Genomic DNA, 24896 nt, shown 5'->3' with positions numbered 1-24896 from the left:
CCGATTGTAAGCGGTTCCGCCTAAAACGAATTATACACACAGCCCTATATCTTGTAAACCGTTTGCACAAAAAAATAATTCACTCTATACTTTGACATTAGTAGGAACAGTATTGTTAAGCGAGGTATTACCTATGGCAGTAACTATTGTAAATGTTGCAGAAAAGGCTGGTGTTGCTCCCTCGACGGTGTCCCGTGTCATCTCCAATGACTCGCGCATCAGTCAGAAAACGAGCAGAAAAGTACGTAAAGTGATGGAAGAGCTGGGCTATCATCCGAACATGCTGGCGAAGAGCTTAGTTACGAATACAACTCACAATATTGGTATCGTGCTCCCCCGTCCCGCCGATGAAGTGTTCCAGAATCAATTCTTCTCAGATATTATTCGAGGCATTGTTGCGAAAGCCGCTTCATCCCAATATGATGTCCTGATGACGACCGGAGCGAATGGAGAAGAAGAAATAAAGGCCGTAAAGCGATTAGTGCACGGTCGCAATGTCGATGGCATTATTCTGCTGACCTCACACATGATCGACGACAACATCTCCTTTTTGCGGGAAAAGAAATTCCCGTTTGTGCTCGTGGGTCGCAGTGAGGACTACACTGACATTACCTCTGTCGATAACGATAATATCGCAGCTTCGCAAGCGATTACACGCCATCTCATTGAGCTCGGCCATCGCAAGATTGCATTTGTCAGCGGCCCATTTGAGCTGACGGTATCCAAGGATCGACTCGATGGATTCAGCAAAGCGCTGATGGAGGCGGGTATTCCGTTTAATTGCGACTATGTATTTGAAGGTACATTCACGCCGGAATCGGCCGAGCAGATCACGGAACGTATTCTAGCACTGGAGGAACGGCCTACTGCGATCATCGCAATCGACGATGTCGTTGCGTTTGGCATTATCCGCGCGCTGTGGAATAACGGCTTAAACGTACCTGAAGATTGCAGCGTAGTCGGCTTCAACAACACATTGCTGGCTGAAATGTGTCTGCCGCAGATCTCAAGCGTAGATATCGGCACTTATCAGATGGGACAATCCACTGTCCAGGCATTAGTGCAGTCCATTAAGGGTGAGGGCTTCGATCAAGCGCGAATCATCATCCCTCACCAGCTCATATGGAGAGATTCCGTCAAAGCACCAGTGATCCATGCATAGTAGTCAATAATCCATAATCCAACATCAAAGGAGAGTCACATTATGCTGCTGGAAGCTATCTATCACCGCCCTAAGCAGAACTGGGCGTACGCTTATGATCGCAATACGATTCATGTTCGAATTCGCACGAAGAAGAATGATGTTAGACGCGTAACTGTGTACTATGGAGACAAGTTCAACTGCTGGGGAAGCTTGGACAAGACGGAATCGGTGTCCATGACCCGCTTGTATCAGGATGAGTTGTTCGACTACTGGCAAGCTGAGGCCGTACCTCCTTTCCGCCGTCTGGCGTATGCCTTCAAGCTGGAGTCCGAATCAGACACAATGTGGATGACGGAGCGAGGATTTCAGAAGGACGAGCCTGAGCCAACAAAGAACTGGTTTGAGTATCCTTTCCTGAATCCTGCGGACATCTTTACTCCGCCTGCTTGGGTGAAGGATGCGGTATTCTATCAGATCTTCCCTGAGCGTTTCGCGAATGGAGATAAGAGCAACGACCCGGAAGGCGTGCTGCCGTGGGGCGGCGAACCGGAGCCGGACAATTACTTCGGCGGTGATCTGCAGGGAGTTATCGATCACCTCGATCATTTGGAGAAGTTAGGCATTACGGCTATTTATTTCACACCGATATTCGAAGCGACTACCAATCACAAATACGATACGAAGAACTATCTGAAGGTTGATCCTCACTTCGGATCGAACGAGAAGCTGAAGGAACTGGTTGAAGCATGCCATTGCAGAGGCATTCGGGTACTGTTGGATGCGGTGTTTAATCACTGCGGTTATAAGTTTGCGCCCTATGTCGACGTGCTGGAGAATGGAGAACAGTCCGCCTATAAGGACTGGTTCCACGTCCGTCAGTTTCCGTTGGAGGTCATCGACGGCATCCCTACCTTCGACACGTTCGCCTTCACGCCGATGATGCCGAAGTTAAATACAGAGAATCCAGAAGTGAAGAAATACCTGCTCAATGTGGCCCGCTACTGGATCGAAGAAGTCGGCATAGATGGCTGGCGTCTGGATGTCGCCAACGAGGTGGATCACCAGTTCTGGCGGGAGTTCCGGCAGACGGTCAAAGCGATCAACCCGGATGCATACATCCTCGGGGAGATGTTCCATGAAGGCATGATGTGGCTGCAAGGAGACCAGTTCGATTCGGTGATGAACTATCCGTTTACATACGCCATGCATGACTTCTTTGCGGAAGGAACCATCGATGGTCTGCAATTCGCGCAGGCGATTGAGCATCAGTTGGCATCTTATCCACAACAAGCAAATGAAGTGATGTTCAACCTGCTGGACAGCCATGATACAGCGCGGCTTCTGACTTTGTGCGGCAATGACAAGCTCAAGATGAAGCTTGCATCGCTGTTCCAGTTGTCGTTCTTAGGTACGCCGTGTATCTATTACGGCGATGAAGTCGGGATGGATGGGGACAATGATCCCGGGTGCCGCAAGTGCATGGAGTGGGACGAAGCGAAGCAGGACCAGGATCTGTTGCAGCATTACCAGGACATGATTGCGTTAAGACATAAGTATTCAGCGATGCGAAGCGGCAGCTTCCGATTCTTGTACGCGAAGGACCAAGATCGAGTGATAGCATATGAACGCGCCGATGAACATAGTCATGTTGTGGTGCTGATCAACAACGGCTCCAGCGAGCGCTCCATACTCCTGCCGATTGCTGAAGGAAACTGGAAGAACGTGATCACTGGAGAAACGGTCGAGGTTACAGGCAGCAGCGCACTGCTCCCTATTGACCCGATGAGCGCAATCATCTTACATCGCTAATCGATTCAACCTTATCCTTCAATCACACGAAAGCCCTGAACGCCTCCTATCGGAAGCAGTCAGGGCTTTGCTTGGTGTTATATAAGAATTATTCGCTTATCTTGAAATTCTTCTGAATGTCTTTGATGCCCGCTGCCATGTCGTCGAACTTCTTGTATTCATCGGATTTTTCTTCATAAGGATTCGATTGCGGCGTAGTCAAGACCCAGACATACTTATCGTTTTCGGCTAGTTTATCGCCAACTGGGGGTCCTTCTTCTTTCAACATCTTATCGTAGTTTTCTTTAGTCATCTTACTGATGGTCACTAGAGCTTGAGCGTTTTCGTCTGCTTTTCCGTTTACAACAAGATGGAAGGATGTTTGCCACTCTGCATCTGGTATTAGTTCACCTTTTCCTTCAACAGCGCTAACGTTGTTTTTCCACATTTCCGGTTGCACCAAGGAGAAGCCGCCTTCTTTGCTGGTAAAAGTCTCAACGTCAGCCTTGTTCTCATGACCGTCCTTATGCTCTTCTTCACTTGTTTGCTTGTTGTCTTGCGATTCTACTTGCTTGTCAGGCGTTTTTGGTGTTTCTGCCGATTTATTATCCGTGCAGCCTGTGACGAGCACGACCGTCAACGCCGCTAAGATTGTGATGATCCATTTGTTTCGTTTCTTGTTATTCATTCGTATGTATCCTCCTATTAGTCCACAACATGTGCTGTTATGCAATAAATATATCAATTCATCTGTAAGGAGTTGTAACAGACCAGTTAAAGAAAGATAACAATGTAATGATAATTTGGTGAAAACTATGTAATAATTTCAGATATTGTGAAAACTTTGTTGAAATCCATCGGAAAAGCTAATATATCTCATTCTATTTCCGATAAAAAATGAGTGAAACGTGTAGAACGAAGAAACCATTAATCTGTGTGCAGGGGAGCTATATGAAACTTAAATACTTTAAAACTATTCAAGCAAGAGAGAAAGGTAAGGATTCTATGAAACAGAAGAGTTTAAAGAACTCCATTCTTAGTGTAGTGCTTGGCATTATCGTATTATTTCTAGCTTTAAGTATCACCTTGCTGTACCTCAATACTGATTCCTCCATCATCAAAACATTTCAAAAGTATGGCGAGAAAAATGCAGAACGAATTGCATCTAAAATCGATGGCGATAAGTATGAAGCCTACCTCAAAAATCCAACCGAAGATGCAACATACCATGAGTTTTCAGATCAATTGAATAAGATCCGTAAAGGTTCCGGATATCTATATGTTTACACGTTAGCGGTAGTTGATGAACAATTGAGCATTATGATTGATGGAAACGATATACCGGTTCCGATTGGTTCTCAAGTGACCGGTGCGGAGTATGAGCATGTTAAATCTGTGGTACAAGAGGGGAAGCCGAACAGCAGCGAATTAATCACCGATAAAAGCTTTGGCGCTTACCTATCATCGTTTGCTCCTATTAAGAATAAGAGCGGTGACGTGGTAGGAATCGTAGGAATCGACATAGATGCCTCTATCGTAAATGATGTGGATTCTTCCATTATGAATAAAATGTTGCCTCTTGTTATCTCGATCGTTGTCATATTCAGTGCTATTATCTTAGTCTGCATGTATCTGTATCTGAGTAAGAAGTTGAATCCATTATCACACTTGATGAAAGTTACTCAATCCATTACCATTGGCGATATTTCAGAAGCCAAACAGTTGATTAATGAAAAGGATATTAAAGACCGAAATGAAATCGGATCCTTGTATGAATCGACAAAAACGATGACCAATACCATTGAACAGCTAATCGGAAATATGAGTGTGATTTCTCAAACCTTAAACGAAAAAAGCACCTTCTTAAAAGGAGCATCTCAAGAGGTCGGCGAAGGTGCTCATCAGGTTTCGAGAACGATGGAGGAAATGGCCTCCGCTTCGGAATCACAAGCCCATCTAGCCTCTACTTTGAACGATGCAATGGTCGAATATACAGGCTTATACGAACAGACAAGTACGCAAGGAAATGCAATTGCTGACGCTACACAACAGACACTGAATGAAGCTCAAACAGGTACACAACTGATGAATGATTCAAGAGAAAAAATGGATCAGATCTATTCGATGATTCAGGATTCCGTTGCACAGATTATGGTTGTAAATAAAGAAAACCAAGAAGTATCTGCCCTTGTGGAATTCATCAAAGGAATTGCCGATCAGACCAATCTCTTATCCCTTAATGCCTCAATCGAGGCAGCCAGAGCTGGGGAGCATGGCCGCGGTTTTGCGGTGGTAGCGGGTGAAGTCGGAAAGCTTTCCCATAAAGTCTCTAATTCCGTAAATGGTATCGATACGATCGTGAAGGATATCATATATAATTCCGAAAAAATGGTTGAAATGATGGAAGCAGGATTGCAGAAAGTATCGGACGGCCGGGAGAATTTATTGCAGACTGGCGAGACGTTCAATGCTATATCAACGTCACTGGAATCGATGAACGAGCTTGCATCAGATATGCGTGATCAGCTGAGATTGGTGAAGAAGAAAGAGACCGAAATCAAAGCATCCATCGTTGAGGTTGCAGCGATATCACAAGAAAATGCAGCATCCATCGAAGAGGTAGCCGCTTCTGGTGAAGAAATAACGGCGTCTATGGAGTCACTCAATCAACTGGTAACCAGTTTGAACGATACCTCCGAACAATTGAAGCAGATGACGAATCAATTTAATCTCGAATAGAATAGTTGATACTCCAGCCCTGAAATAAATACAAGCCCTGGCCAACTCCTATCGGAGGTAGTCAGGGCTTACTTGTCGTTTATTGATAACGTGCTGAAAGTTTCTTTTTATGCGATTGAAACACATCTTCTAAAGGAATATCGTACTTATTAGCAATCACAATTAAGTTGCCTAACACATCCCCTAGTTCTTCTGTTAACTCCTGTTTATGCTCCTCATAAGAGCCTACTACCTCATCCGGTCTATCTCTTCCAATCTCAAGAGCTCTTATTGCTCGGGCCACCTCGCCTGTTTCTTCTGCCAGAAAACCAATGCGGATGAATATATCTAGGCTAGACCATCCTCTGCTTTCATAATAATCTTTCACCCATTGCTGAAATTCTGTGACGTTCATGTACATCCACCTCTCTATTTATATCATTCAGTTTAACAAATATCTCAACGTTATGCGGATCAAGCCAAGTCCAATTGATTAAACAACCTCCTCCAAGGCAATGAATATACAGACAGATCCTATTACTGGAGGTATGACCATTATGGATATGGAACCTGTGATATCTGAAGATATGCCCCAATTCCCCGAGTCTTACTGGTGGGACACATTAAGCCTTCCCTCCTTCCCTAAGCTGACTGAATCTATTCAAGCTGAGGTTGTTATCGTTGGCGGAGGGATTTCTGGAATAACGACCGGATATTTATTAGCCCAAGAAGGACTTAAAGTTGTGCTATTGGAAGCAGGTCAGCTGCTGAATGGTACAACCGGGCATACTACGGCGAAAATAACGGCACAGCATGATTTGATTTACGACGAGCTAATCAACAACTTTGGTCAAGAAAAGGCGCAGCTCTATTACCAAGCCAATAACGAGGCCCTGCAATTTATCAAGCGAACCGTTGAAGAACACGAAATTCAATGTGATTTCAGCAAACAGGATGCCTATATCTATACGAATTCAGATGATTACACAACGAAGATCCAGAACGAGCTGGCCGCCTATGAGAAGCTTGGAATTAACGGTGAGATCGTAAACCAGATCGCTCTTCCCATACCGATTAAAGCTGCCATTGTGATGCATAAACAAGCCCAGTTTCACCCGCTCAAATATTTAAGGAAGCTAGTTGAATTGTTTATTCAGTCAGGCGGGATTATCTATGAACATACCATGGTAGAAACCGTCGACAAGGAACCTCAACCAACAGCAGTAACACGGGACGGCTATAAAATAATGGCTAAGCACGTGATTTCATGCTCACACTTCCCTATTATTGACGGAATGGGTTTTTATTTTACAAGGCTGCATGCTGAACGCTCCTATGTGATTGGGGTCAAGAGCAATAAACGATATTTGGGCGGCATGTATATCAGTGCAGATCAACCGAAACGTTCCGTGCGAGCTACACCGCTCGGCAATGGGGAGCATTTGATCTTGATTGGCGGAGATGGTCACAAGACCGGTCAAGGGATATGCACGATCAAGCATTATGAGGCGCTGCAGGATTTTGCGAACACGACGTTTGGAATTGAACAATTTTCGTATCGGTGGTCTACTCAAGATCTAGTCACATTAGATAAGATCCCTTACGTTGGACAACTCTCATCCTCAACCCCTAACATTTACGTTGCGACAGGGTATCGAAAATGGGGAATGACGAATGGAACTGCCGCCGCACTGCTGCTTCGAGACTTGATTATAGGGAAAGAGAACGCGTATCGAGAGTTATTTACGCCTTCTAGATTCGATGTTGTTCCAGATGTGAAGAACTTTATCGTTCAGAATGCGAATGTAGCCAAGCACCTCATCGGAGGCAAGTTGGAATTCGTTCGCAACAAGCCTGAGAACCTAGCGAATGATGAAGGCGCCGTCGTATCCGTAAATGGTAAGAGGGCTGGAGCCTACCGAGATGAAAAAGGCGAACTGCATATCGTCGATACCACATGTACCCATATGGGATGCGAATTGGAGTGGAACCACGGCGATCGAAGCTGGGATTGTCCTTGTCACGGCTCAAGATTCTCGATTGATGGAGATGTGATGGAAGGTCCCGCTACGAAACCGTTAACTAAAATCGAAGATCACAACTGATTGGCACCAGAACGGACACAGGGGCCGCTATTTCATGATTTCGGGGTGTTTTTTGAGGGCTTGCGGACTCAGATGACGCTATTTGCTTCAAAACTAACACTAAACTGCTTATTCAGGTCAAATAACGGCTCTGCGGTCCGCTAGTATGGCGAATTAGTGGTGTTTGGTGCAAATAGCGGCTCGTGAGTCCGCTCCCGGCCCTTGTAGATAGCTATCGATTTTATCGAATAGCTGTACAACCGCATCGGCGAGCCGAAAATCAAGGGGCTTTCCCAGGTAGAAAAAATCCACTTTTAGGAGAGCCCCTTGCTGTGCTGCGTTTATTCTGTTTCTTCTTCGGACTTACCCAGCTTAGCCTTCATAGCTGCCAATTGTTCTTCCACCTTCAATTGCTTCTCCACATCAACCGGCGGTTGGTAAGCTGTTATACCCGCGCTGTAAGGTACGCGCATGACCTCTGCTTCGGCTTCTAACTGCATAATCTTTTCTTCCATGCGGTGGAAACCAAGCGATGCGCTGCCGCTTTCAATCGTATGCAGTGTGCTGATGGAAGCCATTTGCTTGCGCGCTTCAGCCATCTGTGCACGAGCAGCCAGTTCATTGCGCTTATTGCGAAGCTTGTAGAACTCATCCTTCATCATCTGCAGTTGCTGCGCTAACTCGGCTGCGTGACCTTGTGCTTGGATATGCAGATCGCCGTACTCTGCAATCTTCTGATCGAAGTATATTTTTTCTTCAAGCAGCTTGCGAGCCATCTCCTCTTGCCCCGCAGTAAGTGCGCGCTCTGCTTGCGCCTCACGCTCAGCACTTATACGGACAGCTTCCTCATAACGCTGCTTCATGCGGCGTTCTTCTGTCATTTGCTTAGCAACCGTAACTTCAGCGGCGTGGATTTCAATCTCCATATCACGCAGGTATTGGTTGAGCATCACAATCGGATTCTCCATTTTATCCAACATTTCATTCATCGAAGCCTTCGTCATATCTTTAATTCGTTTGAATACACTCATTGTTCGTATTCCCCTTTCTGGATTGGTGCGATCTTGTCGCAAAGATGATTTATTTCAATTCAATAGGTAGCAGTAATTAAGCTTAGAAATGGTATTGGTTCTGATCGTAATAGCCTTGCCCTACACCATTTCCATAATGAAATCCGTAAGGAGCAAGAGGCTCCTTAGGCACTACCAAGGCGATGATAAAGTAAGGAATCAGCAAGGTAAATCCGGTAAAGAATACCCCGAGTACAAATAGCACCCGCAGAACTGTAACATCTATTCCCATCCATTGCCCAATTCCTCCACACAACCCCGTCAACTTCGAATCACGTCTTGAACGATATAATTTCGTATTCATATGACTCACTCCATCATTAGATTTACATTCCGCGATCCCATTCGATCAATAATTCGGGTAAGAACGTTTCTTGCCTGACAACATGGATACGCCCCACACGATTAACCCTACTGCGATGATGATGCCAATCAACCAGGAGAACTTGCCTATTAGTGAAAATGCTCCAATGACGAGGAACACCCAACCAAAGAATGAATTCCCAGCCTTAATTCCATAGTACCCGAGAGCGATCATCGCGAATGGCAGCAAGTAGCTGAGCAATCCGCCAAACCAGTCCCCTAAGTTGCTAAGCAATATGAAGCCGCCTAGAACGATAAGGACAATGGCTAATGTACTTCCTTTCTTCTGCATGTCTTTCTCACCACTTTCATTGTTTGTTGTTTATGTTGATCGTTAATATCGTTTGCTTATGTCCTTATTCTAGTCTCTTTCCAATGTTCGCAAAACCGTCGTGAGTCGACATTTACACCTAGACTGAAGTTGGGGTAGAGGTCGGACCACAGATAGAGCCGAGGATATACAGGAGTGGATACCTGATAATCGCTCGGCTCGTTGGCATTGATATTAAGCTTTAGTCGCAGTCGCCTGCAATTGGATGTCCTAGGCTTCTTTTAAGGCCTCAATGATTTTGATATATTGCGTATCCCCCAGACCATACTGAGGAAACCGTTGAAATAAATGATTCAGCAATTCATCCTGAGACTGATCTAGGTGCTTTATAATAAAGGTTGTAATCTCATTATCTTGCTTTATGTATTCCATATACAGTCTGATTCCCTGAGACATGATCGGCATGAGCTGAGCTTCGGGAAGACGATGATGTATCAACACCTGTTGATACATTTCTTTAAAGCCTTCTGGAAGAACTTCCGTTGCTTCCACCTCATAAGACATTTCATTAACCGTATGGAAGAACACTTTCCCTCTATACCCCGCTTGGTCTAGATACGCCAGCACAGTCAGCACATTCATCTGACAGAACATGTCATCGCCAAACCATAGAACGATGCACTTGTAGTGCTTTTCGAGCAGCGGTTTTAAAGGAGTCCTGACCACACTCTCATATTCCTGTACAGTTACCTGATGTCCTGAAGCCCTCATTTTTATAAATTCAGCACTGAATATGGTCTCATCTGTGACATGTGAGCACATGGCTTCGTTAAAAGGAACATAATCCCCTCTTCCCATTAACTGATGTGTATGAAATTGTTCATACATCGCCTGTCCACTTAATATATGCAATGTATCTTGGCCAAACTGTTCATGAATGTGGTTCTGCAACGCTTCAATCTTTAATTTCTGCGAAATATCGATCATAACGCTCTCCTTTCTACCATTCATATTTGTCACCATCATAGCACGTTATATGTAGCAGAACAGGGATTGAGGACTTGAGATTATCCGTTCTCTCTTTTTTTGTGTTTAGAATCCACCCCATGCTCTTTCATCATGCGCCCAATTCGATTCCCTTTCCAGATTAAAGTCTTGATGTGAAATTAGGCCCGAAGACGGTGGGTGATCCTGTCAATTCATGATAAAATATCCATTGTTGCACTAAATAGAAAGATGAATACGATGGGAGAGAAGATACTTGTTTTCATATATAATAACAGACCCTAAGGAAAGACGAATCTTATATGGACTTATGGCTTTCGTATTGATGATGTCCGTATCGATCGTTCTATGCTATGGAGACTACTTTTTTTTAGGAGATCCAAACAATCCTAACAATGATGACGTAAAATATATACAGACAGCGAAGCTAATGCTGAACGAAGGTACACTTTCCTATAATACTGGAACGGATCCATCCGCATTCATCATGCCGGGTTTCCCCTTTATTCTAGCGGGGTTCATGGCGATCTTTGGACAGGATGGCGGTGGAGTTATAGCCTTTCGCCTGTTCCAGTGCCTGCTTCAGGCAGGCTCTCTGTATTTGATCTTCATTATCGCACGATATGTGTTTAACTCGAGAATCGCCTTCATAGCATGTGCGTTGAACGCACTATACCTCCCAGACTACTTCTCATCAGGCGTTATTCTCTCTGAAACGATGTTCCGCACCGTCATATTGCTGCTAGTCTGTGTATTCATAACCGCTATACAGTCCAAGCAATGGGGCTGGTACGCGCTTATAGGTGTACTTACTGCAGCAGCAGCTTACTTTAAACCACATGCTTCTTTATTTCCAGCTGTACTGCTTATTCTATGGTGGAAAGAGAAGTACACATGGAAAGAAATGCTGCGATTCACATGTATGATCGGCGTAGTATACATAATTCTGCTATCCCCATGGTGGATACGTAATATGATCACGTTCGATCGCTTTATTCTGTTTACAGATTCCGGCGGCAGCCCATTTTTGCTGGGTACTCGCATCTACAATCTGATGCCTCCTGAGGGCTTCTTTGAAGCTTATCCCCAATATGATCCCGAGACGCTCTTTAACGGCTCTGACTCTAGTGCGGTGGCCAAAGGAATCGATATATTGAAATATGGCTTTACTCATGATCCGCTCCTATATTTCTTCTGGTATACGGTAGGCAAGTTAATCGGGCTCTACTTTGAATCCTATTACTGGCGCCCTGTCCTTGGTATAGGTCTAGTGGCTATGCATATTATTCAAGCGCTGTTGATAGGATTAAGCGTAGCGGGAATGGTACTGTCTCGGAGGGTAAGCAGTTGGGAACGTCAGCTGCCTGTGCTGCTGACCATCATCTATTTTACTGTGATCTATATACCATTTATAGCTTTTTCGAGGTATGGTTACCCGAATATGGTGTTCCTGCTTATGTATACCGCTATAGCTGTTGATCGACTAATTCATACGATTAGGGTCAGAAGACATAAGAATCAAGTAACCACGTTTTAGGTGGAAGGATGATTAACGTGAATGCAGGGAAGAAGCTCGTCATTATACCAGCCTATAATGAGGAGAACAGTATTGGAGCAGTGATTCAAGATATTCACGCACATGCTGCTGATGTTGATGTGTTAGTGATTAATGATGGATCTACTGATCGAACTGCTGAGGTAGCATGCAATCACGGCGCCAAAGTACTGACGATGCCTTTTAATGTTGGGATTGGCGGCGGAATGCAGACTGGTTACCAATATGCGTTGAAATACGGCTATGACATTGCTGTGCAGATGGATGCTGATGGACAGCATTGTGCAGAAGAGCTGCCTAAGTTGTTCGAGCAAATAGAGCAGCATGATCTTGTCATCGGCTCTCGTTATGTAGAAGAAACGGCATACAGTTCGACGGTGATGCGGCGTATCGGAATGGTGTTCTTCACTGGCTTGCTGCGTGTCGTCGTGGGTCAGCGATTCACAGATACGACCAGCGGTTTCCGTGCAGCTAATCGCAAAGTTATCGCCTTGTATGCAGAGTATTATCCGATGGATTATCCAGAGGTAGAATCGATTGTCTATCTGAAGCGCAAGGGATGCAAGATCGCAGAAGTGAAGACAGAGATGCGAGCACGACAAGCCGGCAAATCTTCCATCACTCCTCTAAAATCTATCTACTATATGATCAAGGTATCGCTGTCTGTCATCATGTGCGCTGCCCGCCTTAAGGAAGTGAAACAGCCATTATGAGCATCTATTTATTATCTGTGCTGCTGTCATTAACGTTCTTGATTATCATATTTGAACTGGTTAGAAGACAGAAACTCAAGGAGCAGTATTCCCTGTTATGGATCACGTTTGGTGCAACGCTGCTCGTTGTATCATTGAATGTCTCGATCGTAGAGCAGATCGCGCAGTGGCTGGGTGTTAAATATGCGCCTGCGATACTATTCCTGTTCGGTCTACTATTCTGCTTTGCCATTATGCTGCACATGACGATCGTCATTACCAAGCTAAGCAATCAAGTGCTGCGATTGGCTCAAGAATTGACAATTATGAAGGAGAGCAGACAACATGAGTAAGACACTGAGTTATGGCTTGTTGTTCAGTAATATTATACTTTTGGTAATCGGGCAAATTTTGTTCAAGATCGGATTACAGCAGAGCGGGGGCTTACAATGGGTGAAGCTGGCCTTATCACCAGCTATCTGGGCTGGATTGATGCTTTATGGTGTTGCAACCATAGTCTGGTTTATCGTATTGTCCCGTTTACCGCTTGGCGTTGCCTATCCGATGCAAAGTCTTGCTTATGTGCTGGCCATGTTCGCTGCAGTGTGGTTGTTCGGCGAGGAATTGACACTTACCAAAATCGCAGGCGTCGTTGTTATTTTGTTTGGCGTATATCTGATTGCGAAGTAAACATGTTTACCACTCTATCGTTTCATTTTTCGATGTATAAAGCACATCTTAACAAGAACGAAAAACAACTCTTTGAATTTGTCAGCGTCTCACAAAATCATTGCCATAGATAGGCAAAAGTACCTATTACCTATTTCGGGATAACTTTACTATTAGCTTTTATTTGGTTATACTTAGTCCGAATAGCACAATTTATCAGGAATTTTGTAAGGGAGTGGAACTCATAGTAGATTAACGCTGACCAAAGGTACTACATAAATAAAACTTAAGACCCATGTCACTTTATTACTCAGGCTAATAAATTTTCTTCTCAAAAGTGTGAAGAAAATTAATAATTGAGTGAAAGCAAGGAAAATTAAGTTGGAGTCAGTTTTCATTCCGCAGATTACTAAAATATTATGATTGATGAAATTCAGATGTGGGAGGTAAATGATAACAATGAAAATAATCTCAATTCTACTTATTGTACTCGGTGTGATTGGTATGTTACTGGGTGGCATGATGTTTGGTGATATTGGTATCGCTGCTATGATTGGTTCACTGACAGCCCTATTGTCCGGTATTGGCTTTTCTATTCAGTCCAAAACAAAGAAAGCCTAATCATAAAAGGTATAAAGTCAGAATCTTTAAGATTCTAACTTTATACCTTTTTTAAATTTCACTTGTAATGAGGGCTCAAACAATACTCGGTTCCTTCTGAGTATCAAGGAAACACAGTAGGAGTAAAAGTCTATGACATGGGAACGACCGCGATTGATCGTTCCCTGGACAAGCTTATTTAAATTCTGTTTTGCTGTTTACGACAAACCATACATCTTTTACTCCTTGCCCGGTTACATCCCCTTTTTTCTGGTCTTTTACAAAATAATAGAGAGGAAAGCCTTTGTACGTAACCTGCTTCTCTTTGTTGTCTTCTCTTGTGATCGTAGCGAAATCCTTTTTATCAAAGCCTTCAGGGACGGCGAAATCCTTCTGGGCAAATGCCGGCCAGTTTACCAGGCAGTCTCCGCTGCAATTGCTTTTTCCTGCTTCGTCCTTCGTAAAGTAATACAGGGCCATTCCCTGTGAATCCGCCAGGTACTCTCCAGCTTTCTCATCCTTCAACAGCTGGAGGCTGTCAGCCGGGGCTTTTTCCGTTTGGGCTTGATTGGATTGACCCGTCGCTGCTTTTCCCTCCGTGCTTTTTCCGCAGGCAGCCAAAGCAAAAACAATCGAAAGTATCACGAGGGCAAAAATTCCTTTTTTCATGTTGGTTCCTCCTAGTTTTTTTGGATTTAAGGATAGTCCTTACTTCCAACCCCATTTTTGAAATATTTGGTGAGATTCTTCCGTTTTTAAATAATCAATAAACTGCTGTGCCTCTTTTTTCTGATCGGTGATATTCGTCAGGGCGATCGGCGTTCCACGATAGAGCTTTTCTGCTTCGGGCAGTTCGACCAGGTCGGTCACATCCTGAAGCCGGTAATGCCACGATTCATAAGTAATCCAAGCGTCCAAGCTGGAGTTCGATTTCCATCGTTCAATGGCTTCGGCACTCGACTTTACAGAGAGATCAATATTTTGGGAAATGCCTTCGATCAGCCCTTTTCTGCCTGCCATGTCTTCCCACAGGCCAAGCTGGCCAGCCCCATTCACATCGATTATTTTTACTCCCTTTTTCGTTAAATCCTCCAGGTTTTCAATCTTCTTAGGATTTCCTTTCCTCACCAATATTCCTGCAGCACGCGAATAAAGCTCCGTTCGTGATTTCGTGTCGATCATTTCGGGGTGGTTAAAGATGAAGTCCTGCAGATTATACTCGGAGCCACCGAAAATAATATCTGCATCTTGCTTGGCTTGGTCGATCCATTTGCCCTCTGGTCCGGCTGTTACTTCCACCTTGATTCCCGTTTCAGCTGAAAAATGTTCAGCAGCTTCCTTGATCGGTCCAAGTGGTCCGCCCGGTCCGTACACCCGGATGACGTGATCACTTTGGCTGGAAATTGGTGACGCTTGGGACGCCGGCTTAAGGTCCATTTCTGCATAGGCTGACCATCCGGTTGCCGTAATGGCAAAGAGCATTAGTGCTGATAGGATCACGGTCTTCTTCATCATTCTTCCTCCATTTCACACATGATTATTACCGGTATTATTAAAGGAAACGAAGGGAGGCTGAAAACGGTTTGATGATAATTGATAAATAGTTATAAAGTTCCACAAACCTATTGTAAGTTAGTCTGCTGTGCCTGCCTAAGGATGGTCCGCAAGGGTCATTGCTTGTAGGGATTCGTGCCTCAATTGTTGCAATCAACATTTGCCCCTTAAACACGAAAAGGCCCCGATTTAATTCATCAGGACCTTTCTAGCTAATTATTGTGTATATATCGCAGCAGCTATGAACGAGAAAATAAAGTCCTAGACTACCGCTGATTGAATGATCGTACCGGTTAGCTTATCTACTTCATCTGTGTTGATCTATAAGGATGGAATTACCATCAGGATCTTCAATTGTAAAACTTGCAGGTCCTTCGCTTGTTTCATCTGCTTCAGTCAGCATTTTAATTCCTTTTGCTTTAAGCTGTTTTTGAATATCTCGAATATCCGTAAACGAATTAAGATTTTCGGCATTTTCATTCCATCCTGGATTAAAAGTCAGAATATTCTCTTCAAACATTCCTTGGAATAGGCCAATTATACAACTTTCATTCTTCATAATGAGCCAATTTTGAGTAATATCTCCTCCAAAGACTTGAAATCCTAGATTTTCGTAAAATGATTTTGATTTGTGAATGTCTTTTACACTTAAACTTACAGAGAATGCGCCAAGTTTCATATTTCCTCCAATAATAAATTATTTTTAAAAGGTTTATTGCATAAAGTATATAACATTACTTTGATGAACACATGTTTTACCTAGTATTGTAACCTCTTGGTACGTTTACATTCCCGCCGCTGCTTTGATTTGTTTTCTTTGCTCCATGATCAACTCATTTAATCTTTCCGTTCCGAAGGCCCCTGCCGAGAAGGCATTCGCTTTCGGATAATAAACCATACGGAATGATGTACCGTCCTCAAGGTGTACGCGCAGAAAAACCCCAGAATCATGCTTCGTTTTCTCGTAAACCGCGTCAAAGCCGACATACGACAGAGGTAGCAGTTCTCGAACGAATTCCGACGACGCCTTCTCGCTGAAGTCGCCGATTGGGCTTCCGTCATTGCCGCTTTCTAGAGCAACCTTTGATACTTTACCCTCGATATCCAAGAGCTCCCCTATGGTCTTAGCGTTCGGATTATGATCCACCTCATAAATTTTGTTGTTTGCGACAACTCGGAATTCGGGTCTATAGCCTTTCAGTTCATAGATAACGGTTCCAATGGGAAGGTAAGCAGCATCCCCGTTCTTGGACACATAATCCGTACACGCATGATCGTCCAACATATAGGCAACTTCACCTACCTTGTTCCCAAGTTGTTTCGTAGTCACCTCTTTGGTTCCATCATAGTTTTGATGATATTTAATGTCATTGATCATAAGGAAATCAATCCAGTCAATTTCAGCCATACATCCATTGGATTCAGTCCCTTTCTGTGCCGCGCCGCAACCAACCAGAGCCAGTATAAAAAGAAGCACAATTGAAGTTCGACCCACTCGATTCATCCAACCCATCTGAATATCACCTCAATCAAGAGACGTTCTTGCTTATCTCGAAGTTTCAGATGAAATCAACTAATTTTCCAGTTTATAGCTGAGAAAAGGCCCCGATCAATTTCGGAAGCCGTTCAAGTATCGTTCTTCGTTAGTTCAATTTAGCAATAAGGAGCCGCCTATAAGCAGCATTTGACGGCAATTCCCACATGGCGGTACTAAAAAGTTATGTGCTTTATCGTGAGCCGGAGTGGTTCTACATAGAACTTCTCGCTACTTTTACACCCGAAACATTTACCATAATGTGGTGTATACCTTAAAAAGGAGAGGACCGGGGGCTATGAAAAAAATCTGCACAAATTTAATTATGATAGTCATAGCTAGTATCTTAGTCATAGGTTGTAATAGCGATAATCAAACGACTGAACCTACACAAAAAGTATCAGAATTTGACCAATCGCTTTACGATGAAAATATTCATAGTTATTCAGGGTTAAGGTGGGAAACTGCGGTTGAATCACAACAATACACTTTATATTTTAAAGCATTTATACAACGGATGTTATTTAGTGCAGATTACATATGGGTGGAAGGTAGCGAAGAGCAAAAAGACCCTATTTCGGTAATCAAACAGAGCGAGGATAAAAGAAATAAATTGTTAGAGAGTTTGTTGGACAGCATCGAAGATATCAATAGCACGCCATAATAATTAATCTTAACGAGTAATAAGATTTTGTCTAACAACTAGGGTGAACTTCAGGTGAAAAGGCGGTTTATTGAGCTATCGTGAAAGCTAGTCCAATCACTCCCGCTGTCGGTGAACGCGGATCGATAGCTCAAAAGCCATTAATATGTAAATCGGGATAGTTCGCTATATTTATAATATTGCCCGAAGGATCTGTAACATTGAATTCAGGAAATCGATCAATACCCCAAGTATATGTTATTTCGGTTACCTCTTCACCTGCGTCGACGAATCTTTGGTAACATTCAAAAACATCAGATGTTTTTATACAAAGTACCGCATAGGGCTTTCCGTCCGATACAATATGGATTGGAATGGGTTGTTCTACTCGTTTAAAAAACAAATAGGGTCCTGGTTCAAGCTTCAGGTCTGATTCTTCTTCGGTTTTCCAGCAATGTGTAAAGCCGAAATACTTTTCATACCATGCAACGGATTCATCGATATTTCTAACTGGCAGTCTAACCTGAACTACAGTATGAACAAGTGTTTTACTTTTTGATGTGGTGTTCATTTGAAACCCTCCCTCAAGAGAAATCATTCAATGCCTTCCATAACTTCTCCACTGTAATAAATAATCCTCTAGACCACTGCAGCCGTGCTTTGACCTTGTGTAACATCCCTATAGCGATTGGCTTAAACAATCCGATTGATTTTTCGGAGAGATTAAACAATCGTGTCCCGTTTAGTTTAATGACTGATACAATTATTTTATATAAGTGTAAGTTTCTTGTCGTAATTTTTCCAACATTTTCATACTGCATTATTTATTAATTTTTAAGTTTTTTAAATAAAGCTAGTATTCGATTATTCTTTGTCTCTTCCTTTTTAGCAAGTTCAATATAATTTATCTGCTCTCGCTTAATGTAATCAGGCTGAACTAGGAATGTATTCAGAATGTGGTGATCTTCAAGGTTTTTAGTAATGTAAGCTGGCACAACAATATTACGATTTTTCTCACATTTCTTAAGAATTACATGGAGTTTGTCACCGATCTCTTTATGTACTGCTCTTCGAATAAATTCATTATAAACAAAATAATGCCCATTTTTTGATGGCAACAACGTATGGTCAAATTCGTGCCCTTCAACGAAGATTTGAATAGATACTTTACCATTAGTATTGAATATCTCCCTTACTGAATATGGGAAATAAACTACTTTCCATTTCATTTTACCGTCCAGCATCTTTATCTCACTATCAAATTCATAAACCATATTGAATAACACTCCTCATTGTAAAGAAGTTAATTTTGATCACTCACGTTATCATAGCCACTTTACTGCTTCTAGGTGATTCGAATTCAGTATGTTGTTGCAATAACCTATATGATGTTGAACATGTCGGACCTGCATTAGGATTACATCAGTTTTAGTTATTTCTTCGTATAGTACACATGGTTCCAATAATCTGTCGTCAGTAAGTTCATCAAAAAACTTACGAGCCACACTCAATATATCCTCAACGTACTTCGTCATTTCCTCTTTAGTAGGGTAGTCAGAGCATTCCTTATCTAGGGCTTCTGTTACATCCTTACCGAAGTCAGGTATTTTGAATTCTTCATCCTTCTGCTGCCTAAACCAAAATTTCATACTGGTTGTAGCATGAAATATATGCTTCCAGTATTTTTGCTTGGCATCCATCCAAAAATCATCAGGACATACTTCGATAAGTTGCTTCAACATTTCTAATGTCGGTTCAAACTGTCTTCTTAAGACAGCTACCATCTTGTCACTCATGCTCATCAACTCACTTCTCGAAATTTAGAATCTTAACTTTATTCTTGTTCTCAACAAACAAAACCTTCCCATTCTCAGCAGTTCATTTTACAAATTTATGAAGTCCTGGAGGCTTCAGAGACTTATCATTCCGTTTGAAAGACGAGCCCACGCGCCTTCACGTCAAGCTAGCTACACCCAATAAAGCCGTGCGACTGCGACAGTGGGCGAGCGTTAATGATTATTTTGCCAAGCACCACGGCACATTGGTCCATGCGATTGCCCGCGAGATCGTGTCATACGATTCTAGACATCTCACCATGCTCTTCTGCCCGTTACTTCAATTAGCTAAAAAGGAGCTGCCCAAGGCAAGCTCCTCAATTATCGTTCTGCGTTTATTGAAAAATTTGTTGTCTATTATTATCTTCTTACAAAGAAAAATATGCATTTACAGAGCTTTTCTATTAAAAGATTAAAGGAAATATAAATGTAACGAAAGCTGCCCAAAGTCCGTAGACCGGCAAATACTTAGTAACCGCATCCTGGATGGCTGAAGGTCCGGTTTTGTTAAATAGAAATCGCATATAGGAGAACATAATCCAAATTAGATTGGCACAGATCAGTATGTTTACACCTAAAACAGCAAGTCTGTTGGGCGTAATCCCATAAGAAGAGAGCCTGAACACTATGGCTGATAAAGCCACACAGTCAATGATAAGTGCGAGAACAATTAGGCCAAAGTTTATATAATCAGAAATGCTCTTTTTCTCGTCAGTGCCACTCTCGGTAATGGAGAATATGGTGACGGCCAATACACTAAGGAGTATTCCGTTGAAGGATAGGAGAAAATCGCGGTCCAAGAATGGATTTTTTCCGACCCAAATCACCGTTATAAGATAGACCAACAATGTTACCAGTACAAGAGGACTAAAAATTTTGGCTATATAGGGTGCTATATTTTTAGCAAGTTTAAGGTTGCTTAATACCAGGTATGCAGCCACAATAGCGAGCGCGGCAGCACCAAATAATACGACATTTTTAAAATAGAATTCAGATATATCCATGCCGACAAAACTAAATAACCGCATGGTTAATGCTGTTAGCAGCATTCCGCTAATGGCCATGCTGGCGTAGAGTATGCAAAATTCCCCATTAAATTTAAGATAGGCTAATCTTGTCCTGCCTATGCCATATTCATTTCCTGTAAATGCAATCCCTACTAATACCCATAAGAAAATGGGCAGGTGTAGATAAGCCAGGATAATACTGTCTTTATTCTCTAGTGGAAGCATATTCATATAAATTCCTGAGATTAGGAATAACGCTACAAGGGTGTATAGAATATTTTTGTTGGCTGAATTCTTGTATACAAAATAGGCGGCTATAAAGGGAAGTACACCAAATACAAGGTTAATAGGAGATATTGCTTGCTGTTCAACAAAATGCATAATGATCCTGGTGCTAATCCCGGCCAGAACTGCTAAAATGCCCATGAATAAGAAATCTTTCTGGAGCAAGGATGCTTTTTCTGTATTTACCGTCTCCTTGAAATGCAATCTTTCAAACCAAACGGCAAGAACCTGCGAATCAGGGTTTTGTTCCCAGGCGTATGAGAATGATTTTTTAAAAGCTTCGGGTTCTATTCTAAACATTCTCTCTAGCTCATGGGGGTTGTCCATATTATCAATAATCCGATTGTTAATGTCCATGGTTACACCTCCCCTTATAATTGTTTATCCTTGCGTCTCTTTGTCACTTCTGTATTCTAAAATATCGCCAGGCTGACATTCTAAAGCTTCACAAATCCCCTCTAAAGTGGATAATCGAATCGCTTTTGCCTTTCCATTTTTCAATATAGAAAGATTAGCCATCGTTATTCCAACCCTCTCCGAAAGTTCAGTTACGCTCATTTTCCTCTTAGCCAACATCACGTCAATATTGATTATAATCGCCATGTCATTCACCTCAGACCGTCAAATCATTTTCTGATTTTATATCAATAGCCTCTTTTAAAAGCTTTTGAAGAACAGCAGCAAAGACTGCGATCACCATTGAAGCAAAAATAATGACCAATCCGATTACTATGACGCCCGGAGCGTCGTCTTTTTCCCCAATGAGATAAAAGAGTGGCATGTCTACAACATATAAGATACTGATTGTAATTGCACAGTATTTTATAGTCTTTAAAGCCTCTACAGATAAATCCGAGAAAGCTTTATTCTTGTCAATATAGTTTAAAAGTTTAAAAGCTTGATACAGAGCATAGTAAAAAGGCATTGCTGTGACATACAAACCGATAAAAACGAGATATTTCAAAAAAGTCATATCTGGATACAATACTACTGCATAATTCGCTATCTCAGGCACCAAAAATATACACAAAGCAAGAACAGGAATTCCAATAATAATAACAGCTATCTTTAAAAAGATTGTTGTTCCTCGTTTCACAAAAAGCCCCTCACTTATGATTAAATTTAATTCGACTTTAACACATGATTTATCGTTTTGCAATAAATAAATGGTGGCATTAGATATATTATTGTTGTTTTCCAAAAAAATATTTAAAAAAAAGCCGAGGGAAAACAGGATCGAATACCTGCTTCTCGCTCGACTTGCAGTAGGACTTTTTATGCTTTACTACAACTATTTCACATCATATTAACGCAGTGTCGTAATGAATTATTCAGATATAAAGTAAGCTGTCCCTCTTTGTCTTTTAGAAATTGATAATGATAATAGCCGCTAAGCCGAGTGTAAGTCCGATTCTCCCAAAACGGCTGAGATGTTCACGGAAGATTAGCACGGAGCACAGGGTAATGGAAACAAGGATGCTGCCCTGCACAAGCGGGAACAGATAAGAGCTCGGTACGAAGCCTGATAAATAGGTCATGATCAGATTACCAATCAGTGAAGTAGCTGCAAGCAATACCATGGGTAAAATATTCTTGCGCAGCAATGCGACTTCTCCCACTAAAGACATACTCATCTTAGCGTTACGTACCATACACATGACTCCATAAGCAATAGCGTAGAAAACAAAGGCTGAACAGAACCCCACAAGCATCAATCCATCCGATTGTGTACCCTCCATTTTATATTGATGAACCTTCTGAATGACGGCGAGTGATCCGTTGCACAAGAAGGTAAGCAAGCAATAGATCTTCCATTTCTGACTAGTCTTGTTACCACTCCTCGTATCTGGGTTTACATTAATAAAGTAGAATGCTGCTAGAAAAAGCATAATAGCTGCGATGACAGTTACCTTTAACGGTTCATCAAAGGCAATGATACCTGTCAACGCGGGAATAATCATACTGGCGGAAAAGTAGAATGCCGTATAAGAAAGAGGTCCTGTACTAATAGCCAGATTGTAAAAGATAATCGTGAGCGTAAAGACAAGACCGAACATGATTCCAAGCAGCAGAGTATCACTACTAATAAGGAGTACCTTTGGTTGAAATAGACTGTAAAGCAGTAATCCGGATGATGCGATCAGAGTGAATCCGGTGTTGATGAGCAATCTTTGACGAAGATTGTCTGCTCTGATTAGCTTCATAGATAAGGTTTGTGCTGCAAACAGCACGATCGTCATGGCAATTAGCAAGATAGTCAACAGTATTTCCTCCAGTATTCATATACCTTCATGATGATTGGAACCTCTTTACGCTGTTAAGTATAATAACTTGCTAAGACTTGATTGATCCGCTCTCTTGCCGCTAAGAGCCACACTCCACAATCCCTCGGGTATACAGCGAACGTCAAAGGCTCACTCAGACCCTCTTCCATAATGGCTATGGTCGCTTCCTTGCCAATTTTCTGCTCAAGTAATTCTAGTGCGCGCAAATCCTGTAGCCCTTCATAAAGAACTTCCAAACGAATCGATTCAATCGGGCCTTCTTCTCCCGGATAGACCAAGTAAGCATCTCCTGAAGGAAATGCATGCTCCGCGTCAGTCGTACGATACGGATCCAGCTGCTGATTCAAGGAATATTGCGAGTACCAGAAGTTATAACCCCAGTGCAGGAAGCCCTGTAATCCGAATTTATACAATTGAAATCCGACAATGCGATTTCTTGCAGACGGCATGTTAAAAAAACGGTTGGATACCTGTTCACCTTGGGCGCAGCAATAATACGTCCAAAGGTCTGGAACCTGATGCTCTAAGAAAAGCTCAATATGGGTATTCGCTGGAATCGGTCTTTTTACCAGGCCCTGCTTATACAACTCCAATTCGGACAAGGCGTCCATGATCGGATAATCTGATAAATGCTTATGAATGATCTCACTTGCAGCTCGGTACGATTCCAAATGTTCCTCTCCTGGTTCATCTGAAATATGGAACCAGCTCTGCTGATCTAGGCCATGCTCTTTCAAATATCGATCTAAACAAGGTAAAAATTGATCCAAGAAGCTACGGTACTCCGCTGAGGATGCGCTAGTATCCCAACCGAATAACTGTTGCTCTTCACCTTGAATGGTTACCATGATCTTCGGTGCACACTTCGCACCCCATTGGGTGAATAAATGAGAGAACTCAAAATATTTGAAGCCAAGCCGTCGGCACATCGTTACCCAACGAGTAAGTAGATCAAATCCAAATTCATAGGTATCTTCCACTTTAGTCACGGATACTAGTTGTACCGTCGGACGCACTCCACCAATGGCTGTATCCAAAGGCGGTGTGAACAACGGGGTCAAGATCATGTTCATGCCATGCTTAATCATCGTGTCTGCATAACGTTCAATAAGTGCCCAGTGAGCTTCACTAAATACTTCAACACCATACTTTGTGGCAAGACAATCTACATGTAACCATTCCGTATGAATCAACTGTTGCGGCGGTAGTGTAGCAGGGATGACGGTTAACTCGAATACATCTGATTCCCTTAATAGCTGTCCTTCAGATGATCGAAATAGGACCTGAATAGAATGAAGCCCCATAGTAATCACGGATTCATCCAATGTTATCGTCACCCATATCGAACGCCATTGTCCTGGGATCGAAGATACAGATTGCTGATCTAGCTTATATAATGGATCAGGATATAGTCCTGGCGTGGTGCGTAATACATCCGTATCATAGTTACTGAAACAAGGCATTTCCGAGGGAACAAGTCCAACCGATCTTATACATATATGGTCTGAAAGAGATGACTTTATCTCTACATCGATGTTCTTCAGAAGTGTATCTGAGGTATAAGCGACTTGGAACGAAAATATCTCTCCAACAAGTGCGGTTGCACGACCATAAGATTCATGATTTGGCACTTCATCAGCAAATACCTTAGCCAACGAACTTAATAACATCGTCTGAAATGGCTGCGAAGCATTCATCGTTTACTTCACCTCTTCATCATTGTAAATACTTTGAGCAAAATCTTTCAGAACAATGCTGTTCTTTAACACTACCAACCGAAAAACAAATATCGTT

28 protein-coding genes are annotated in these 24896 nt (G+C 42.5%); 10 read left to right on the top strand and 18 right to left on the bottom strand.

From position 1 onward, the window contains the following. Positions 1 to 133 precede the first annotated feature (133 nt). Entirely contained in the window at positions 134 to 1162 is a 1029-nt protein-coding gene (locus tag AC3WTP_RS19175) for a LacI family DNA-binding transcriptional regulator (protein ID WP_492396241.1), read from the top strand. A 42-nt stretch (positions 1163 to 1204) separates the two neighbouring features. After that, entirely contained in the window at positions 1205 to 2953 is a 1749-nt protein-coding gene (locus tag AC3WTP_RS19170) for an alpha-glycosidase (protein ID WP_492396240.1), read from the top strand. An 88-nt stretch (positions 2954 to 3041) separates the two neighbouring features. Here the strand turns inward: AC3WTP_RS19170 and AC3WTP_RS19165 are convergent, their stop codons facing one another. Then, positions 3042 to 3620: a hypothetical protein gene (locus AC3WTP_RS19165; protein ID WP_492396239.1), complete on the bottom strand. Its 579-nt coding sequence runs from the start codon at positions 3618 to 3620 to the stop codon at positions 3042 to 3044. Between the two features lie 263 nt (positions 3621 to 3883). Here AC3WTP_RS19165 and AC3WTP_RS19160 point away from each other — a divergent pair, with 263 nt between their 5' ends. After that, positions 3884 to 5671 carry a methyl-accepting chemotaxis protein gene (locus tag AC3WTP_RS19160; protein WP_492396238.1) on the top strand — a complete coding sequence of 596 codons (1788 nt, stop codon included), beginning with the start codon at positions 3884 to 3886 and terminating at the stop codon, positions 5669 to 5671. A 79-nt stretch (positions 5672 to 5750) separates the two neighbouring features. Here AC3WTP_RS19160 and AC3WTP_RS19155 read toward each other — a convergent pair whose 3' ends face one another. Next, positions 5751 to 6065 (bottom strand): MazG nucleotide pyrophosphohydrolase domain-containing protein, encoded by a 315-nt coding sequence (locus AC3WTP_RS19155; RefSeq protein ID WP_492396237.1) that lies wholly within the window; start codon positions 6063 to 6065, stop codon positions 5751 to 5753. Positions 6066 to 6207: 142 nt separating this feature from the next. On the opposite strand from AC3WTP_RS19155, the gene AC3WTP_RS19150 reads away from it, so the two are divergent. Beyond that, positions 6208 to 7755, top strand: coding sequence for an FAD-dependent oxidoreductase (locus AC3WTP_RS19150; RefSeq protein WP_492396236.1), 1548 nt, complete (start codon positions 6208 to 6210; stop codon positions 7753 to 7755). Between the two features lie 320 nt (positions 7756 to 8075). On the opposite strand, the gene AC3WTP_RS19145 is transcribed toward AC3WTP_RS19150, so the two are convergent. The 4 genes from AC3WTP_RS19145 to AC3WTP_RS19130 form a co-directional block, all read right to left on the bottom strand. Continuing rightward, the gene (locus AC3WTP_RS19145) at positions 8076 to 8765 is read right to left on the bottom strand and encodes a PspA/IM30 family protein (protein ID WP_492396235.1); all 690 of its coding nucleotides are present in this window, start codon (positions 8763 to 8765) and stop codon (positions 8076 to 8078) included. An 82-nt stretch (positions 8766 to 8847) separates the two neighbouring features. Continuing rightward, a complete protein-coding gene (locus AC3WTP_RS19140) occupies positions 8848 to 9108 on the bottom strand; it encodes a PspC domain-containing protein (RefSeq protein ID WP_492396234.1) in 261 nt (86 codons plus the stop codon). A 45-nt stretch (positions 9109 to 9153) separates the two neighbouring features. Beyond that, the gene (locus AC3WTP_RS19135; RefSeq protein ID WP_492396233.1) at positions 9154 to 9459 is read right to left on the bottom strand and encodes a LiaF transmembrane domain-containing protein; all 306 of its coding nucleotides are present in this window, start codon (positions 9457 to 9459) and stop codon (positions 9154 to 9156) included. A gap of 249 nt (positions 9460 to 9708) precedes the next feature. Then, a complete protein-coding gene (locus AC3WTP_RS19130; RefSeq protein WP_492396232.1) occupies positions 9709 to 10425 on the bottom strand; it encodes an AraC family transcriptional regulator in 717 nt (238 codons plus the stop codon). 274 nt (positions 10426 to 10699) lie between these two features. Between AC3WTP_RS19130 and AC3WTP_RS19125 the strand changes: the two genes are divergently transcribed. From AC3WTP_RS19125 to AC3WTP_RS19105, 5 genes are all read left to right on the top strand, one after another. Next, complete coding sequence (locus tag AC3WTP_RS19125) at positions 10700 to 11980, top strand: ArnT family glycosyltransferase (protein WP_492396231.1); 1281 nt, start codon at positions 10700 to 10702, stop codon at positions 11978 to 11980. An 8-nt stretch (positions 11981 to 11988) separates the two neighbouring features. Next, entirely contained in the window at positions 11989 to 12711 is a 723-nt protein-coding gene (locus AC3WTP_RS19120; protein WP_492396230.1) for a glycosyltransferase family 2 protein, read from the top strand. Next, complete coding sequence (locus AC3WTP_RS19115) at positions 12708 to 13043, top strand: DUF2304 domain-containing protein (RefSeq protein ID WP_492396229.1); 336 nt, start codon at positions 12708 to 12710, stop codon at positions 13041 to 13043. The genes AC3WTP_RS19120 and AC3WTP_RS19115 overlap by 4 nt, the downstream gene beginning before the upstream one ends. After that, positions 13036 to 13380: an EamA family transporter gene (locus tag AC3WTP_RS19110; protein ID WP_492396228.1), complete on the top strand. Its 345-nt coding sequence runs from the start codon at positions 13036 to 13038 to the stop codon at positions 13378 to 13380. Before AC3WTP_RS19115 ends, AC3WTP_RS19110 begins: the two co-directional genes overlap by 8 nt. A 438-nt stretch (positions 13381 to 13818) precedes the next feature. Further along, positions 13819 to 13980, top strand: coding sequence for a hypothetical protein (locus tag AC3WTP_RS19105; RefSeq protein WP_492396227.1), 162 nt, complete (start codon positions 13819 to 13821; stop codon positions 13978 to 13980). Between the two features lie 174 nt (positions 13981 to 14154). Here the strand turns inward: AC3WTP_RS19105 and AC3WTP_RS19100 are convergent, their stop codons facing one another. The 4 genes from AC3WTP_RS19100 to AC3WTP_RS19085 all read right to left on the bottom strand — a co-directional run bounded on the left by AC3WTP_RS19100 (position 14155) and on the right by AC3WTP_RS19085 (position 17026). Continuing rightward, positions 14155 to 14628 carry a COG4315 family predicted lipoprotein gene (locus AC3WTP_RS19100; protein WP_492396226.1) on the bottom strand — a complete coding sequence of 158 codons (474 nt, stop codon included), beginning with the start codon at positions 14626 to 14628 and terminating at the stop codon, positions 14155 to 14157. A gap of 39 nt (positions 14629 to 14667) precedes the next feature. Next, entirely contained in the window at positions 14668 to 15471 is an 804-nt protein-coding gene (locus AC3WTP_RS19095) for an extracellular solute-binding protein (RefSeq protein WP_492396225.1), read from the bottom strand. 349 nt (positions 15472 to 15820) lie between these two features. Further along, positions 15821 to 16192, bottom strand: a complete 372-nt coding sequence (locus AC3WTP_RS19090) for a VOC family protein (RefSeq protein ID WP_492396224.1) — start codon at positions 16190 to 16192, stop codon at positions 15821 to 15823. Positions 16193 to 16297: 105 nt separating this feature from the next. Next, positions 16298 to 17026, bottom strand: a complete 729-nt coding sequence (locus AC3WTP_RS19085; RefSeq protein ID WP_492396223.1) for a hypothetical protein — start codon at positions 17024 to 17026, stop codon at positions 16298 to 16300. 319 nt (positions 17027 to 17345) lie between these two features. Between AC3WTP_RS19085 and AC3WTP_RS19080 the strand changes: the two genes are divergently transcribed. Beyond that, a complete protein-coding gene (locus tag AC3WTP_RS19080; protein ID WP_492396222.1) occupies positions 17346 to 17711 on the top strand; it encodes a hypothetical protein in 366 nt (121 codons plus the stop codon). 130 nt (positions 17712 to 17841) lie between these two features. Here the strand turns inward: AC3WTP_RS19080 and AC3WTP_RS19075 are convergent, their stop codons facing one another. From AC3WTP_RS19075 to AC3WTP_RS19040, 8 genes are all read right to left on the bottom strand, one after another. Continuing rightward, positions 17842 to 18261, bottom strand: coding sequence for a VOC family protein (locus AC3WTP_RS19075; RefSeq protein WP_492396221.1), 420 nt, complete (start codon positions 18259 to 18261; stop codon positions 17842 to 17844). A 256-nt stretch (positions 18262 to 18517) separates the two neighbouring features. After that, positions 18518 to 18964, bottom strand: coding sequence for a YdeI/OmpD-associated family protein (locus tag AC3WTP_RS19070; protein ID WP_492396220.1), 447 nt, complete (start codon positions 18962 to 18964; stop codon positions 18518 to 18520). A 51-nt stretch (positions 18965 to 19015) separates the two neighbouring features. Beyond that, on the bottom strand, positions 19016 to 19486 hold the full coding sequence (locus tag AC3WTP_RS19065) for a DinB family protein (RefSeq protein ID WP_492396219.1): 471 nt from the start codon (positions 19484 to 19486) through the stop codon (positions 19016 to 19018). Between the two features lie 443 nt (positions 19487 to 19929). Continuing rightward, a complete protein-coding gene (locus tag AC3WTP_RS19060) occupies positions 19930 to 21174 on the bottom strand; it encodes a DUF4153 domain-containing protein (protein ID WP_492396218.1) in 1245 nt (414 codons plus the stop codon). Between the two features lie 24 nt (positions 21175 to 21198). Beyond that, a complete protein-coding gene (locus AC3WTP_RS19055; RefSeq protein ID WP_492396217.1) occupies positions 21199 to 21420 on the bottom strand; it encodes a helix-turn-helix domain-containing protein in 222 nt (73 codons plus the stop codon). Between the two features lie 10 nt (positions 21421 to 21430). Beyond that, complete coding sequence (locus tag AC3WTP_RS19050; RefSeq protein WP_492396216.1) at positions 21431 to 21913, bottom strand: DUF2975 domain-containing protein; 483 nt, start codon at positions 21911 to 21913, stop codon at positions 21431 to 21433. A 268-nt stretch (positions 21914 to 22181) separates the two neighbouring features. Further along, positions 22182 to 23078, bottom strand: coding sequence for a hypothetical protein (locus AC3WTP_RS19045; RefSeq protein ID WP_492396215.1), 897 nt, complete (start codon positions 23076 to 23078; stop codon positions 22182 to 22184). A 56-nt stretch (positions 23079 to 23134) separates the two neighbouring features. After that, positions 23135 to 24799, bottom strand: coding sequence for a DUF4091 domain-containing protein (locus AC3WTP_RS19040; RefSeq protein WP_492396214.1), 1665 nt, complete (start codon positions 24797 to 24799; stop codon positions 23135 to 23137). Positions 24800 to 24896 lie beyond the last annotated feature (97 nt).

This window comes from Paenibacillus sp. EB106-04-04-XG159 (genome assembly GCF_058791835.1).
Note: the sequence above shows the minus strand (reverse complement) of the source record. Positions and strands in the feature narration are given on the sequence as shown.

What these genes read in the sequence shown, in the direction of transcription:
- AC3WTP_RS19080 (WP_492396222.1), top strand. Translation starts at nt 17,346, where the DNA reads ATGAAAAAAATCTGCACAAATTTAATTATGATAGTCATAGCTAGTATC.
- AC3WTP_RS19160 (WP_492396238.1), top strand. Translation starts at nt 3,884, where the DNA reads ATGAAACTTAAATACTTTAAAACTATTCAAGCAAGAGAGAAAGGTAAG.
- AC3WTP_RS19090 (WP_492396224.1), bottom strand. Translation starts at nt 16,192, where the DNA reads ATGAAACTTGGCGCATTCTCTGTAAGTTTAAGTGTAAAAGACATTCAC.
- AC3WTP_RS19140 (WP_492396234.1), bottom strand. Translation starts at nt 9,108, where the DNA reads ATGAATACGAAATTATATCGTTCAAGACGTGATTCGAAGTTGACGGGG.
- AC3WTP_RS19145 (WP_492396235.1), bottom strand. Translation starts at nt 8,765, where the DNA reads ATGAGTGTATTCAAACGAATTAAAGATATGACGAAGGCTTCGATGAAT.
- AC3WTP_RS19065 (WP_492396219.1), bottom strand. Translation starts at nt 19,486, where the DNA reads ATGAGTGACAAGATGGTAGCTGTCTTAAGAAGACAGTTTGAACCGACA.
- AC3WTP_RS19105 (WP_492396227.1), top strand. Translation starts at nt 13,819, where the DNA reads ATGAAAATAATCTCAATTCTACTTATTGTACTCGGTGTGATTGGTATG.
- AC3WTP_RS19130 (WP_492396232.1), bottom strand. Translation starts at nt 10,425, where the DNA reads ATGATCGATATTTCGCAGAAATTAAAGATTGAAGCGTTGCAGAACCAC.
- AC3WTP_RS19155 (WP_492396237.1), bottom strand. Translation starts at nt 6,065, where the DNA reads ATGAACGTCACAGAATTTCAGCAATGGGTGAAAGATTATTATGAAAGC.
- AC3WTP_RS19095 (WP_492396225.1), bottom strand. Translation starts at nt 15,471, where the DNA reads ATGAAGAAGACCGTGATCCTATCAGCACTAATGCTCTTTGCCATTACG.
- AC3WTP_RS19070 (WP_492396220.1), bottom strand. Translation starts at nt 18,964, where the DNA reads ATGGTTTATGAATTTGATAGTGAGATAAAGATGCTGGACGGTAAAATG.
- AC3WTP_RS19060 (WP_492396218.1), bottom strand. Translation starts at nt 21,174, where the DNA reads ATGGACATTAACAATCGGATTATTGATAATATGGACAACCCCCATGAG.
- AC3WTP_RS19040 (WP_492396214.1), bottom strand. Translation starts at nt 24,799, where the DNA reads ATGAATGCTTCGCAGCCATTTCAGACGATGTTATTAAGTTCGTTGGCT.
- AC3WTP_RS19055 (WP_492396217.1), bottom strand. Translation starts at nt 21,420, where the DNA reads ATGGCGATTATAATCAATATTGACGTGATGTTGGCTAAGAGGAAAATG.
- AC3WTP_RS19120 (WP_492396230.1), top strand. Translation starts at nt 11,989, where the DNA reads ATGATTAACGTGAATGCAGGGAAGAAGCTCGTCATTATACCAGCCTAT.
- AC3WTP_RS19110 (WP_492396228.1), top strand. Translation starts at nt 13,036, where the DNA reads ATGAGTAAGACACTGAGTTATGGCTTGTTGTTCAGTAATATTATACTT.
- AC3WTP_RS19135 (WP_492396233.1), bottom strand. Translation starts at nt 9,459, where the DNA reads ATGCAGAAGAAAGGAAGTACATTAGCCATTGTCCTTATCGTTCTAGGC.
- AC3WTP_RS19085 (WP_492396223.1), bottom strand. Translation starts at nt 17,026, where the DNA reads ATGGGTTGGATGAATCGAGTGGGTCGAACTTCAATTGTGCTTCTTTTT.
- AC3WTP_RS19075 (WP_492396221.1), bottom strand. Translation starts at nt 18,261, where the DNA reads ATGAACACCACATCAAAAAGTAAAACACTTGTTCATACTGTAGTTCAG.
- AC3WTP_RS19175 (WP_492396241.1), top strand. Translation starts at nt 134, where the DNA reads ATGGCAGTAACTATTGTAAATGTTGCAGAAAAGGCTGGTGTTGCTCCC.
- AC3WTP_RS19165 (WP_492396239.1), bottom strand. Translation starts at nt 3,620, where the DNA reads ATGAATAACAAGAAACGAAACAAATGGATCATCACAATCTTAGCGGCG.
- AC3WTP_RS19170 (WP_492396240.1), top strand. Translation starts at nt 1,205, where the DNA reads ATGCTGCTGGAAGCTATCTATCACCGCCCTAAGCAGAACTGGGCGTAC.
- AC3WTP_RS19150 (WP_492396236.1), top strand. Translation starts at nt 6,208, where the DNA reads ATGGATATGGAACCTGTGATATCTGAAGATATGCCCCAATTCCCCGAG.
- AC3WTP_RS19100 (WP_492396226.1), bottom strand. Translation starts at nt 14,628, where the DNA reads ATGAAAAAAGGAATTTTTGCCCTCGTGATACTTTCGATTGTTTTTGCT.
- AC3WTP_RS19115 (WP_492396229.1), top strand. Translation starts at nt 12,708, where the DNA reads ATGAGCATCTATTTATTATCTGTGCTGCTGTCATTAACGTTCTTGATT.